The following is a 12,899-nucleotide window of genomic DNA, read 5'->3' on the forward strand; positions in this document are numbered from 1 at the left end:
TGCCGGGTTCTTCTCTTTTGCGGCCCTGGTTCGGGTCTTTTCACGGGCACTGTGTCTTCTTACGGCGCTTGTTTCCGTATAACGATCTCTCCAGCATTGCTATGTCTGGGAGAACCACTACCGGTGTATCTTTGATTGATACCGAAATATAAAAATAGGTTTATACCGAATCGGGGTCCTCATGGCAGGAAATCGATGGACATGGAGAGGACTCCTGGTAGTGCTCTTCGTGACAGCAGCGGCCCTTATGTTTCCCGTGACGGCCCAGAGCACGGCATCCGCAGAACCTCTGACCTGGACTCTCCCCCCGACCCCCGAAGAAACTCCGGATGATGCGACTCCGGAGGCAACTCCGGATGAGACGCTGAGCAACGAAACTCCGGATGACGAGACAATCAACGAAACCGTTGTCGATGAGACTCTGGACGACGTGACTCCGGACGAGACTCCGAGCAACGAAACCCCGGCTGACGGGACAACCAACGAAACGGCTAACGAAACCCCGGGCAACGAGACTCTCAACGAGACTGCTGTGGAGACCGGACCGCCCATCATCATCGGGACGGATGAGGTGACGACGGAAGCGACACCGGCAGAGACTTCAACGGCCGAGATGCCGACCTTCACGCCGATACAGGCGGCACAGGTCAACGTAAGCCCGACAGCTACCGCCCCTCTCTCGCTTGTCGGCGTCGTTACGGCGGTTGCAGTAGCCGGGCTCCTTGTCGTGATGCGGAGGAACAGGAAGTAACGAGAGGATACAGGGTTCCTACCGGATCGGTGCCGGACGGCCGCGTCTCCGGGTCAACGGCGCCTATACCGGGCGCTCCACCGTTATGCAGCCCCGATAAAAGAGGGGGCCAGTCCCACCCCTTCCGGCATATCGACCGCCTCGCCTCACCGTTCGGCGCGCCGATGCACAATAATATCCGGTGATTTGTATAGATCTATGGAGATATTTTGGTGTCAAATGAGTAGGTTTTTATAGTGCTCGCTACAAAAAGCACTTGCTCACGAGGGAATGAGTCGATGTCGACAAAAGATCGAATTAAAGAGAAATATACCGATACCCAGAGGAAGATCCTGTACCACCTCAAATCCGGGCTGAAGACAGGCAAATCCTACTTCAAATCAAAGTATATCGCGACGGACCTGGGTCTTTCCCCGAAAGAAGTCGGGATCAACCTTGCTATCCTCTCGGAGATCTGCGACGAGCTGGATATCAAGCGCTGGAGTTACTCGAACAGTACGACGTGGCGTGTTACCCCCCGGGCAGCATAGTTTTATTCTGGAACGCCGTACTCTACGGCATGAAGATCGTCGAGTTCGAAGCACCTGTCGAGTTTGTGGCCACCATCAACGACCACAAAGACTGCCTCATGTCCCAGGACAAGAGTCACGAGAACCCTGCTGTGCTCTGGTTTAATATCGATGTCCCGAAGGGGCACGGTATACAGGCCGGAGACCGTGTCCGGGTCACGGTCGAAAAGATCTGAGTTAAGGCTCGCTGCGGTTGGGGCCCCCCTCCTCGTCGCGGATGGGACCCCAACACGTTCACGGTGCGTGGGAAAAGAGGTTCTATTCGATAGGATTTTCCAGGTATTCAGGGAGCGTCTCCAGAGTGATGCGGTAGGAGTCGACCTCATCCACACTGACGATGACGTAGAAGTCCTTACCGCCCCTCTCGACGTTTTTGATGATGCCGCCCGGGTAATGCAGGTCGGCCCCTTCTACAATGGTCCCGCTCTCGAGTTCCACAAGTGCCATCCTGAAGTGTGCCGCTTCAGGCCTTACCGTTGAAGAGAAACTGCAGTTCAGCCTCCAGATCGCGTAGGGCACATGGAATGCCTCGGTGATGCCTCCTCTTGTTTCCTCGATGTACGCGAACGGGATGATCTTCGTGGTCTCCTTCCATGGCGGGTCGGAACCCCCATAGAACGTGAGATTATCGGGGAGGTGACAGAGGGGGTAACTCCAGAACCCGGCCGTATAGGTGAGCCTGGCAGGTTCGGGCGGTACGGGCGATGTCGGCGCAGGGGCAGCGGTGACGGTGGGCGGCGGGGGGATGTTTTCCGGAATTTCCGACCCCGCATCCGCTACAGGCGGGCGAAATATCACCGCTATTGCGGAGACGATGATCAGGGCAGCAACGATGCTCAATGCGTCGCCTTTATCCACAGGTATAGTAGGAGGGAGTACAAGGCAAAAGACCTTCTGGTTTGAGATCTGTATTCTCCCCTGGTAATCGTGGAAATTGTCGTTTGAGATTTGAATAATCCCGGTTTTATCATGTATCCCCTCTCGATTGAGGTTTTAAAACGGAACCGTTAATACAGAGGCAGTTCCAATGTCCTGATGAGAGCATGGACGTCACTGAGGTTCGCACGTGGGTGATCTTTTATCTGCTCTCGTTTGTGGTGCTCCTCGTAGCGGTCTTCATTACCCAGAGCGACAGCCAGCTCTGGGTCAGCCTCATGCTCATCATCGTCGTCGTCGGAGTAAATTTTTACCTGCTCTTCTCTGAGTTGAGGCGTTACCAGGCCCGGAAGGCGTTCATGCACCGGATGTCGCAGTTCGACGAAACCGAGACGGACACGGACTCTTCCGGCCACCGCTGGTAATGAGGTTGTCCCAAAATTCTGCTCTGCCAAGGCCCGGATGGCAAACACATGACATGCAAGCGTTTTGATCAAGGTAGTACAAAAAAAGGTTTGCGGACCTTTTTGGGACGATTACGATCTCTCCCTATGCAGCTTTTCGGAATATCTTTTGCATCGTGTTGTACGGCGTAAAGAGGCTCTCCACCTCCCTTGAAAGGTACTCCGTTTTACCTATGATATAGAAGCCGTCGTTCGCAAGTGCGGAGTAAAAAAGGTGCGTCAGGTCATTTTTTTGCTTTTCCGTGAAGTAAATGGTGACGTTCCGACAGGTGACGGCGTCAAGGTATCGTGCGATGGGAACGCCCGACATCAGGTCGTGTTTCCGAAACTTGACGAGGTCTTTGATGTGAGGACGCACTTCAAACTTACCATCGTCATGGCTGATAAAATGCTTGCGGATTCTCTTCTCATCCACATTTTCGAGCGCCTTTCTGTCATAGATCCCGGCCGCGGCTTTCTGCAGCACCACGGCGTCGATATCGGTCGCGTATATCGTTACGCTGACCCCCGGATGGAGTGCCATAAGTTCGTGTACGAGGATCGCTATCGAGTAGGGCTCTTCACCCGTGGCGCAGCCGGCGCACCAGATCCTGATCGTGTCTCTCCGACGCGCAAGGTCCGGCAACACGTCCCGTCGTATCACCTCAAAGACCTCCGTGTCCCGGAAAAATTTGGTGACGTTGATGGTGAGAGCATTGCGGAGCAGATTGATCTCCTCCGGGTTTGCGAGGAGATACTTGTGATAGGCCTCGTAATCTGCAGTATTCGTCAGGCGCATCCGCGAGAGGATACGCCGTTTGATGTAATCCTCTTTATAGTTTGAACACTGGATCTGGACCAGCTTCTCGATGCTCCTCTGGAGTGATGCAAATGCGTCCATGCCGTTCTTTCTCTCGTCCCGGACGCTTTACGGAGCGTTCTGGTAGTGCCCGATGTCGCTGATCACTTTCTGGACATTGAGCCAGATGATGAGGGTCTCGATCTTCTCGTCATCTTCGCCCCCGATCTTGATGATTGCTTTGACGTAACTGCTGATCGACGATGTGATACCTTCATTGATGTGTTCTATCTGGTCGTCACGAACCGAAATGACGCCGTGAACATCGTCGACGATGATCCCCACGTTCGACCCGCCTGCTACGTCCGGCATCAGCACGATGATCTTTCGGCTATCGGCCTCTTCCGATTCCGGGAGCCCGAGGAGATTTCTGAGATCGATGATGTTCGTGATCTCGCCCCGCAGGTTGATGATACCCGCAAGGTACTCGGGAGCGCGGGGGAGGGGAGTGATTGGCATCATCTCCACGATCTCCCGCGCAATCTGGATGTCCAGCGCGTAGTGTTCCTCCCCGAGCTGGAACTCTACAACGTCTACGGGTGCTGTCATCGTCTCCTCCTTCTAGTTAATCTTGAACTGTTTGAGTGCCGCTTCCATCTGTTCGGCCATACTTGCCAGTTCGTGAGATGCGCTCCCGACCTCCTGCGTTGAGGCGCTGACCTCTTCTGCAAGCGCCGCCATGTCTTCGGTGCGGTCCAGGCTCTCCTTGGTCATGTGGTTGGACTCGTCCATCTTCTGCATGACATCGTTGGTGGAGCCGGCCTGGTCTTCGGTGGCCTTCGAGATCTCGGTGATGCCGTGGGCGACTACCTCCACACTGTTGACGATCCGGTTTAAGCCCACAATGACCTTGTTGACGCTCTCGATGCCTGCCTGGATCTCCTGATGAGACGCCTGCATCGAACCGGTGGTCTTCTCGGTGCTGGCCTGGATCGTCCGGATCAGGTCCTCGATATCCTGGCTCGCACGCTTGGACTCCCCGGCAAGGTTCCGGATCTCGCCTGCGACCACGGCGAATCCACGACCGTGCTCTCCGGCGCGGGCGGCCTCGATTGCGGCGTTCAACGCAAGGAGGTTTGTCTGGTTGGCAATGTCGGCGATCAACTTGACGATATTGTTGATCTCCCGCATCTGGTTGTTGAGGGTGCTGATCTCGTCTACGGTCTGCTTGGAGATCCCCTCAACAAGCTGCATCTTCTTCGCCGCGACTTCGCCGAGCGAGGCCGCTTCTTTCCCTTCTTCCGACGCCTTTGCGGCCTGGTCCATGACCTCCTGCGACGTGCTTGCGATCTCCTCGATAGACGCCGAGAGGTCGTTGATATCCTTCCCGATCTCTTCGATCTTGTCGAGTTGCCGGCGTGCATCTTCCGACGACTGCTGTGTCGAGGTGGCAACCTGCTCGGTGGCCCGGATGATCTCGTCGGTGCTCTTGCTGACCTCTTTTGTCGTCAGGTCCACCTGGTGCCCTGTTTTTGCCACTTCTCCGAGGAGTGTGCGGATGGCGGTCAGCGAAGCGTTGTAATCGTTCTTGACGACCTGGAGCGGGTCGTCGTTTCCTGCATTCACAAACGCCGTCAGGTTGCCCTGTGCCATGGCGGCGAGTGCTTCCCCAAGCTCTTCGGCGCTTTCGGCGAGTCTCTCTTTCTCCTGCTTTGCAGTCTCCATCAGGTTTTTAACCTGCTCTTCTCTCTCCCGCTGCTCCGTGATATCGTTGTAGACGGTGAGAACCGAGTCCAGATTGCCGGTACGGTTGAGGAGCGGGATGTTGTGCCGATCAAGGAGGTAGGTGCCGGCCGGGAACTCTATTGCTGCCTCTCCGTGGCTTGCCTGCCGTGTCCGTATAGTGTCGAGAATCCCCTGTCCCGACTGGGAACGGTATTTGAAGTCCTGTGTGGTGAGCCTCGACGCCTGGTCTTCGGTGTACCCCGAGAGTTTCAGGAACGCCTTGTTTGCCATCTTCAGGGTCGCATCAGGGTTCCAGAGGAGGATCGGCATCGGGTTCTCCTGAACCATGACGTCCGTCTGTTCCTGCAGTTCCTTGATCTCTTCCATCTCTTCCTGCTGTTTGGTCCAGTCGTTCCAGACGTAGAAGGCCATCTCGATCTCGCCTTTCTTGTCGAGGATGGGGATGGCGTTCAGGGTGAGGTATTTCTTCACGCCGTCGGGCCACTTGACCATGACGTCGCTTCTGGCGAGTTTTTTCGTCTCGTAGCAGGTGTAGAAGTCCACGCCGTTGAGGATGGTGATGTCGTAGTCGTAGAGTTTCTTTGCAAGGGTCTCTTCCCGGGTCCCCCGCCACATCCGGACGTACTCGTCGTTAATGTCGATCCGGCTCTTGTCCGAGCGGAGCGTCGCGATTGCAAGCGGGTTCTGCTTGATCATCGCATCCACCCGGTATTCGGTCTTCTTGACTTCTTCCTCCTTCTCATGGAGGTCGGTCCAGTCGTTCCAGACGTAGAAGGCCATCTCGATCTCGCCCTTCTCGTCGAGGATAGGGATGGCGTTCAGGGTGAGGTATTTCTTCACGCCGTCGGGCCACTTGACCATGACATCGCTTCGTGCCGGTTTCTTCGTCTCGTAGCAGGCGTAGAAGTGCACGTCGTTGAGGATGGTGATGTCGTAGTCGTAGAGTTTCTTTGCAAGGGTCTCTTCCCGGGTCCCCCGCCACATCCGGACGTACTCGTCGTTGATATCGATCCGGCTCTTGTCCGAGCGGAGCGTCGCGATTGCAAGCGGGTTCTGCTTGATCATCGTATCGACGCGGCGCCGTATCCGCCGGCTTTCCTCCTCCCCCTCCCGCTGCCGGGTGAGATCGTTGTAGATGATGAGGATGCTCTCGATCTCGTTCTTCTCGTCGAGAAGCGGAATGCCATACTGCTCAAGTGTATGGGTCCCCGAGGGTAATTCGACGACGACTTCCCCGTACACGCGTTTTCTCTCCCGGATGGCCTGCCGGAGGCCGGAACCATTCAGTGAGAGTATCTTGAAGTCCGAGAGTCTCCTTGAGAGCACCTGCCCCTCCGGGATCCCGCTCATCTCGGCATAAGCAGCGTTTGCCAGGGTAATTTTGAACTGCGGGTCGACAACCAGGATGGGCATAGGGTTTTCCTGGACGATCGTCTCGGACCGCTGCCGGGCGGCTCCTGCCGCCTCCAGTCTGTTCTGGAGGTCCCGCTTCTCCTCCTGCGTCTTCTCAAGCAGCGCATTAATCGAAACTGCGAGCGGCCGAAACTCCTCCGGAACGCCGGCAAGGTCGATCTTCGCCAAGTCGTCGCCGTCGATCCCTGCGTGGAGCGCACCTTCGATGGCCTCCGGCAGTACCACCGGCCCCTGTTCTATCTTCTGTCCTGCAGTACCCGGCACAATCGGCCCGGTGAATAGTGCTTTCCTTCCAGGTTTATCGGTCATTGATTACACCTCATCATGTTCATTGTCCAGTTCCAGGAGCGCAGTTGTTATTGCTCGGTACTCTCTGCCCGCCTCGTTTTCGGGCGCGTAGTGGGAGATTGGAAGTCCTCGTTGTTGTGATTCATAGATTGCAGGTGAGTAGGGGACGGTGAATACCTGTTTGAACGTTTTTTTGACCTCGGATTCAAAAGTCTTCAGCCGCTCCTGCTCTTTTTCCTCTTCTGCGGAGGAGCCGGGTGAGAAGATCCGTTTCAGGAAGAGCGCGAGGCCGCGCGTTCCGGTCGCCTGGCTGCCTGAACCCTTCCAGCGGGTCAGGATGGCGAAATCCGCTACGACGTCCTCTCCGAGCATCTCTCTAATGTCATCAAAGACCATTGAAAGGGCTTCCATACCTCTGAGGGCAAAAGTACCGGAATCGAGGGTGACGATGGTGTGGTCCGCTGCGACGAGTCCATTGATGACGAACTGGCCCATGCTCGGGGGCGTATCGATCAGGATGAAGTCGTAGTTATCCCTCACCCGGGCGAGCGCCTCCTTGAGCAGCCCTGCTCTGTCCTCGATACCGTAGAGATAGGGTTCAACCCCCACGAGGTCCAGGGTTGCCGGGGCCAGGTCGATCCCTGATGCCGTAGGGATGATGATATCTTCAATCACGACGTCCGGAAATCCTTCGAACGTGCTCATGAAGACGTCGTACATGCTCAGTTCAAGGGTTTCGGGGACGATCCCGAGTCCCGTGGTGGCATTGGCCTGCGGGTCGCAGTCCACCACCAGAACGCTTTTTCCGTCTTTCTGGAGGTATCCCGCAACATTGAGGCACGATGTCGTCTTTCCGGTGCCACCTTTGTGGTGGGCGAACGCTACAGTTGTGATATCCAGCACCCCTCAATACCACTATTTGAAATGCGGGTTATTAAACTTACTTTTATGATACTCACGTATGCGGGTTATGTTTTGGATTTTGAAATGACTGAGAAACCCTGTTAATTAATCCGGTTTGTATCTGCGAGGAACATCTGGACGGAGGGATCGACATGAGGCAGGGGCCGGCTATTTTCTTCCCGCTCTTGTGTTCGACGGATGATAGGTGTGCAGCGACGTCTCCTGCGAGACAGGGTTGGTCCGGGCCGATCGGGAGGATGGAGCGTGCATTCACCGGACCGGCCGGAAAACGGGATGATTGCAATTTGCGCTTTTTTCACAATATATTAATATTAGCAATCAAAATGGTGAATGAATAGAGGTGAAAGAGTAATGCGGAGGATGCCCGACCCGCGCTACACCGGCACGGTGCGCCCCTCCGGTTCTCCAAGCGAATGCCCAGCAAATACGTTGGTTTTCTGATACTGATCCTTACTGTTCTCATCGGGACTGCCGGATGCTTATCTGCGACATTTGAAGCGGTGACCTACAGCGGCGATGCCCTGCAGATCCATGTGACGAATTCCGGCGAACCTGTTGAGAACGCTGTACTCCAGGTAACGATCATGGAGGTGAGCGCGCTTGAACAGCACAAGGTCTTTTCCGAAGCACGATATGTTTACCTTGACCGTGGAGAGAACGAATATACAATCCCGATTGACCTGCAGCCCGGATCATACAGGGCCTTCCTGACCGTCTTTGTCGGTACCGAACGGAGAGCCTCCGTCATCCGCGACCTGGGGGTAGCAGCCTGACCCCGGCATTGCTCGCGGCGGCCCGGGGACTTGAACCGGCGGATGCGGTCTTTTCCGCAGGTGAGGTCTTCAACCCGTTTGCGTGCGTCTGGGAGCGTGCGGACTTTGCGGTGAAGGACGGTTACGTCGTCGGCCTCGGGGAGTACGAGGGGAAGCGGGAGTACGACCTTGCGGGGACCTACGTGGTGCCCGGGCTGATCGACGCCCACGTCCATATCGAGAGTTCTCTTCTCACGCCGGCGGAGTATGCCCGGCTCGTTCTTGCGCACGGCACGACGACGGTGATCGCCGACCCCCACGAGATCGCGAACGTCTGCGGAGCGCCGGGAATCGAGTATATACTCGCCGAAGGAGCGCGAACGCCGCTCGACATCCTGGTCATGCTCCCCTCCTGTGTCCCGGCAACGCCCCTTGATATGGGCGGCGCCGTGCTCACGGCAAAAGACCTCGCCCGATTCCGGGGGCGGGAGGGGGTCGTCGGGCTTGCCGAGGTGATGAACGTTCCCGGCGTTCTCGCCGGGGACGGGGACCTCCGGGCAAAGATGGATCTCTTTCCCGTGATCGACGGCCACGCACCGTGCCTCTCCGGGAAGGACCTGAACGCCTACATCGCCGCCGGGGCGAGAAGCGACCACGAGTGCACGACTCTCGCGGAGGCAAGGGAGAAACTCCTCCGGGGAATGTACGTCATGATCCGGGAGGGGTCGACGGAGAAAAACCTCCGGGACCTCCTGCCGCTCGTGAACGCCTGCACGGCGCCGCGGTGCTGCTTTGCCACCGACGACCGGCACGCCGACATGCTTGTCGGGGAAGGGCATATCGATGATTGTGTGAGAAAGGCGGTTGCAGGCGGCCTCAAAGTCGAGCAGGCGCTCCGTATGGCCACGCTCTCCGCTGCCGGGCGGTTCGGGCTCTCTGACCGGGGCGCCCTCGCTCCCGGGAGGATCGCCGACTTCTGCGTCGTCGACGACCCCGATCGTTTCCGTGTCGTGCGGACGTTCAAGCGCGGCGTCGAGGTGGTCGACGCCGGTTACCGCCCGCCGGTCTGTCCTGCGGCACCCATGCACGCCCGCGTCCCGGGACCCCGCGACATCCGGATCACCGGCCGGGGAGAGGCGCGGGTGATCGGGATCGTGCCCGGGCAGATCGTGACCCGGGACCTGCGCTGTCCGGTGGACGCCGCCGCGGTCCCGGACACCGACCGCGATATCCTTAAAGCGGTCGTCACCGACCGTTACCGGGCGAACGGCTCCGGTGTCGGGCTTGTTCACGGCTTCGGGCTGCAGAATGGAGCGATAGCGGGGTCGGTCTCCCACGATTCCCACAACATCGTCGCCGTCGGGGTCGGCGACGCGGATATCATTCACGCCGTCGGCGAGGTGGTCCGGCTCGGCGGGGGGCTTGCGGCGGTCTCCGGCAATGACAGGACCGTGCTTCCTCTCGAGTGCGCCGGGCTCATGTCGGCGCTCCCCCACGATGAGGTCGTGAGACGCCTTGCGGCTCTTGAGGCGCATGCCCGACGGCTCGGAGCGGTCGAGAATCCCTTTATGTACCTTTCGTTCCTCGCCCTGACCGTCATCCCGGAGGTGCGGGTCACGGAGCGGGGAGTTTTCGACGTCCGGGCCTTTGCGGACGTCCCGATCTTCTGCGAGTGAAGAGGGGGCGGGAGAGCACCTGACAGATGCTCTTTCTCTCACAATCAATCGTTTTTGGCGTTCGGTTGTCTCGACGGGTGGGCAGCCGGACGAGAGGGGAGGAATGGTGATGCAGAAAAGAGAAAACGGGCCACCGTTCCTTTCCAGGTTCGGTGGCCGGGGACGAGTCGCTGCTGAATACAGGTCACTCGTCGTCTTTCTTGGGCTCCTTTTGGTCTTTTGATCCTGAACGGGCCGTCTCTTCCGTAAGGGCCGGGGCGTCATCGGCATTGAGGTTCTTGAGGGCGGGGCAGGCCCCGGCCTGCACTTCCTCCACCACCGGACAGGTTCCGGTGCGCCGGTTCCGGATCATGGATGCGACGACGGCCACCCCCAGGATCAGGAGGATGACGGCAAGTGAGACCTCCACCGGGACGTGGTAGATATCGGCGATCAGCATCTTGACACCGACAAAGCTGAGGATACCGGCCAGACCGTACTTCAGGTAGCAGAAGGCGTTCATGATGTGCGCCAGCGCGAAGTACATCGACCTCAGGCCGAGAATGGCAAAGGCATTGGAGCTGAACACGATGAACGAGTTGGTGGTGATGCCGATGACGGCGGGGATGGAATCCACCGCGAACATGATGTCGGTGGTCTCCACCACCAGCAGGGTCACGAACATGGGGGTGGCCCAGAGCACCGTCCTGCCGGTCCGGTCCGGCTTCCTGACGAAGAACCTGTCGCCTTCGTAGTCCCGGGTGACCGGCATGATCTTCCTGAACCCGCGGACCAGGATGTTCTTGTCCGGCTCGACCGTTGTCTCCTCCTTCTTGACTACCATCCTGATGCCGGTGAGGATCAGGAAGGCGCCGAAGATGTAGAGCACCCAGGAGAACCTCTCCACCAGCGCCACACCTGCCATGATGAACGCCAGACGGAACACCAGAGCCCCTATGACGCCGTAGAACAGCACCTTATGCTGGTCCTTTGCTGGCACGCAGAATGCGGCGAATATGATGACGAAGACGAAGAGATTGTCGACGCTCAGCATCAGTTCCATGATGTAGCCGGTGGTGAACTCCAGCCCGGCCTGGGGCCCCATCCAGGCATATATCCCGATATTGAAGATCACCGCGGCGAAGATGAAGACGGCGACCTGTAAGAGCGCCTCCCTTGGTTTTATGACATGGGCCTTGCGGTTGAAGACGCCGAGGTCCAATGCCAGGAGCGCCACTATGCTGATGATGAATACGATCCACGCTGCGTCCATTATTTCTGTCATAGGATCACTCAACCCGGGGCATCGTCCCGGTCACGCCAGGATGCCTGTGGGATAAAACGGGGCGGAAATAGAACTTAAGATCGGCTTTGCTTGAGATTCCGGGCGACATCATCGTTCCCGGGCCACACCTGCCATAGGCAACGTAGCCCCCTTTAGAACTCTCTTCAAGGTGTCCCCTCTTGTGCGGATTTGCGGGAGCGGATCGTCGAAAAACCCTCCCTGACGGAAGTACCTTTATCAAAATCTCGATCAGGCAATATCTCAGTTCTTCGGTGACCGGTCCCGCACCCCATCGTCTCACCTGATCATTTCTGCTCCCCCGTCGAAAATACTTTCTGCCCCGTTCCTGCGTCGCACTTGAAACCGCTCCAGCCCTCTCACCAGAACCCCGATCCCGACATGGCCCCGGGCGCGAGGGCCGCGATCACGAGGAGAAGGAAGGGCTGGTGCAGGAAGTAGATCAGGAGCGAGTGCCGGCCGAGGAACGAGAGCGGCCGGACGGCTGCCGGCTCCGCCGCCTGGAATGAGAACCCCCGCCTCCCGTCCGGGTAGAAGAGGGACCCGAAGGCCATCCCGAGGAGGACGAGGCCGAACCAGGGGAGGAGCGGTACGTAATCGAGGCTCGCGAAGGACTCCGGGTGAATCCCGAGCCAGAGAAGAGGCCAGGGCCCCGGAACGGCGTCGGCGATATAGCCCGCGAAGATGCAGGCGGTGCTCGTGAGGATGAGATTTATGGGGTTGAACCGGGCAAACAGCGGGGCAAGCAGGACGGCGACGCCGATGAAGTGCAGGATGCCGAAGACGATGTAGACGGACGGCAGGAAGAGCCGGGTGACGGCGGTGATGACGAGGCCGTAACAAAATATCGTAAGACCGCGCCGGACATACTTGAGCGTAAGGTCCCTCCCGGCGAGCCGTCGCCCGGCCCGGGCGTAACTGATCGTGAACGAGGCCCCGACGAGAAAGATGAACGTCGACGCGGTCAGGTAGGCGAGCATCCGGAGGAACCCCCCGGAGACGTCGAGCGGGAGCACCCCGAAGAAGTTGAGGTCGAATGCCGCATGAAAGACGATCATCGTCACGACGGCGACGCCCCGGGCGACGTCGATCTCCCAGTAGCGCTCTCCCGGCATGGTCCCGGCCGTCAGAAAGATCTTCGCCGGACGGGGGCGCCGCAGACAGGGCAGGTCTTCAGATCGTCGATCTCTCTGTTCTGCTCTTCGGTAGGCTCGTTGTAGATACGGGTGAAGCCGCACTGCCGACTGCACTCGATCACGATAAACGGGCTACAGATCCTGCCCATATCTCACCACCCCGTTATCCTCTGTAAGCATCTCCTATGTCCATGGGGCGGCAATCAGATAAGCGTTTACCCCGGGTCGGGGATGGCACTGTTAT

Annotated in this window: 14 protein-coding genes; 6 read left to right on the forward strand and 8 right to left on the reverse strand. The window is 58.1% G+C overall.

Annotated elements, in window-relative coordinates; all coding sequences use genetic code 11:
* Positions 1-181 precede the first annotated feature (181 nt).
* The 3 genes from BRA42_RS06005 (at position 182) to BRA42_RS06015 (ending at position 1,496) form a co-directional block, all read left to right on the forward strand.
* Positions 182-751, forward strand: a complete 570-nt coding sequence (locus tag BRA42_RS06005) for a hypothetical protein (protein ID WP_292410912.1) — start codon at positions 182-184, stop codon at positions 749-751.
* Positions 752-1,029: 278 nt separating this feature from the next.
* Positions 1,030-1,281, forward strand: coding sequence for a DUF7123 family protein (locus tag BRA42_RS06010; protein WP_292410913.1), 252 nt, complete (start codon positions 1,030-1,032; stop codon positions 1,279-1,281).
* 29 nt (positions 1,282-1,310) lie between these two features.
* Positions 1,311-1,496 carry a hypothetical protein gene (locus BRA42_RS06015; protein ID WP_292410914.1) on the forward strand — a complete coding sequence of 62 codons (186 nt, stop codon included), beginning with the start codon at positions 1,311-1,313 and terminating at the stop codon, positions 1,494-1,496.
* A gap of 82 nt (positions 1,497-1,578) precedes the next feature.
* Here the strand turns inward: BRA42_RS06015 and BRA42_RS06020 are convergent, their stop codons facing one another.
* Positions 1,579-2,178 carry a hypothetical protein gene (locus BRA42_RS06020; protein ID WP_292410915.1) on the reverse strand — a complete coding sequence of 200 codons (600 nt, stop codon included), beginning with the start codon at positions 2,176-2,178 and terminating at the stop codon, positions 1,579-1,581.
* 185 nt (positions 2,179-2,363) lie between these two features.
* Between BRA42_RS06020 and BRA42_RS06025 the strand changes: the two genes are divergently transcribed.
* The gene (locus tag BRA42_RS06025) at positions 2,364-2,621 is read left to right on the forward strand and encodes a hypothetical protein (protein WP_292410916.1); all 258 of its coding nucleotides are present in this window, start codon (positions 2,364-2,366) and stop codon (positions 2,619-2,621) included.
* Between the two features lie 124 nt (positions 2,622-2,745).
* On the opposite strand, the gene BRA42_RS06030 is transcribed toward BRA42_RS06025, so the two are convergent.
* The 4 genes from BRA42_RS06030 to BRA42_RS06045 are packed head-to-tail and all read right to left on the reverse strand — an operon-like array spanning position 2,746 to position 7,788.
* The gene (locus tag BRA42_RS06030) at positions 2,746-3,540 is read right to left on the reverse strand and encodes a CheR family methyltransferase (RefSeq protein WP_292410917.1); all 795 of its coding nucleotides are present in this window, start codon (positions 3,538-3,540) and stop codon (positions 2,746-2,748) included.
* Positions 3,541-3,567: 27 nt separating this feature from the next.
* Entirely contained in the window at positions 3,568-4,047 is a 480-nt protein-coding gene (locus tag BRA42_RS06035) for a chemotaxis protein CheW (RefSeq protein ID WP_292410918.1), read from the reverse strand.
* Between the two features lie 12 nt (positions 4,048-4,059).
* Entirely contained in the window at positions 4,060-6,906 is a 2,847-nt protein-coding gene (locus BRA42_RS06040) for a methyl-accepting chemotaxis protein (RefSeq protein ID WP_342770269.1), read from the reverse strand.
* A 3-nt stretch (positions 6,907-6,909) separates the two neighbouring features.
* The gene (locus BRA42_RS06045; RefSeq protein WP_292410920.1) at positions 6,910-7,788 is read right to left on the reverse strand and encodes a ParA family protein; all 879 of its coding nucleotides are present in this window, start codon (positions 7,786-7,788) and stop codon (positions 6,910-6,912) included.
* A gap of 434 nt (positions 7,789-8,222) precedes the next feature.
* Here BRA42_RS06045 and BRA42_RS06050 point away from each other — a divergent pair, with 434 nt between their 5' ends.
* Positions 8,223-8,582 (forward strand): hypothetical protein, encoded by a 360-nt coding sequence (locus tag BRA42_RS06050; protein WP_292410921.1) that lies wholly within the window; start codon positions 8,223-8,225, stop codon positions 8,580-8,582.
* An 8-nt stretch (positions 8,583-8,590) separates the two neighbouring features.
* On the forward strand, positions 8,591-10,237 hold the full coding sequence (gene ade, locus BRA42_RS06055) for an adenine deaminase (protein ID WP_292410922.1): 1,647 nt from the start codon (positions 8,591-8,593) through the stop codon (positions 10,235-10,237).
* 184 nt (positions 10,238-10,421) lie between these two features.
* On the opposite strand, the gene BRA42_RS06060 is transcribed toward ade, so the two are convergent.
* The 3 genes from BRA42_RS06060 to BRA42_RS06070 all read right to left on the reverse strand — a co-directional run bounded on the left by BRA42_RS06060 (position 10,422) and on the right by BRA42_RS06070 (position 12,804).
* Positions 10,422-11,501: a TerC family protein gene (locus BRA42_RS06060; protein WP_292410923.1), complete on the reverse strand. Its 1,080-nt coding sequence runs from the start codon at positions 11,499-11,501 to the stop codon at positions 10,422-10,424.
* A 377-nt stretch (positions 11,502-11,878) separates the two neighbouring features.
* Positions 11,879-12,634 (reverse strand): heparan-alpha-glucosaminide N-acetyltransferase, encoded by a 756-nt coding sequence (locus tag BRA42_RS06065; protein WP_292410924.1) that lies wholly within the window; start codon positions 12,632-12,634, stop codon positions 11,879-11,881.
* Positions 12,635-12,645: 11 nt separating this feature from the next.
* Positions 12,646-12,804 (reverse strand): hypothetical protein, encoded by a 159-nt coding sequence (locus BRA42_RS06070; protein ID WP_292410925.1) that lies wholly within the window; start codon positions 12,802-12,804, stop codon positions 12,646-12,648.
* Positions 12,805-12,899 lie beyond the last annotated feature (95 nt).

The organism is Methanoculleus sp. UBA374 (genome assembly GCA_002508705.1).
Taxonomy (GTDB): Archaea; Halobacteriota; Methanomicrobia; order Methanomicrobiales; family Methanoculleaceae; genus Methanoculleus; species Methanoculleus palmolei.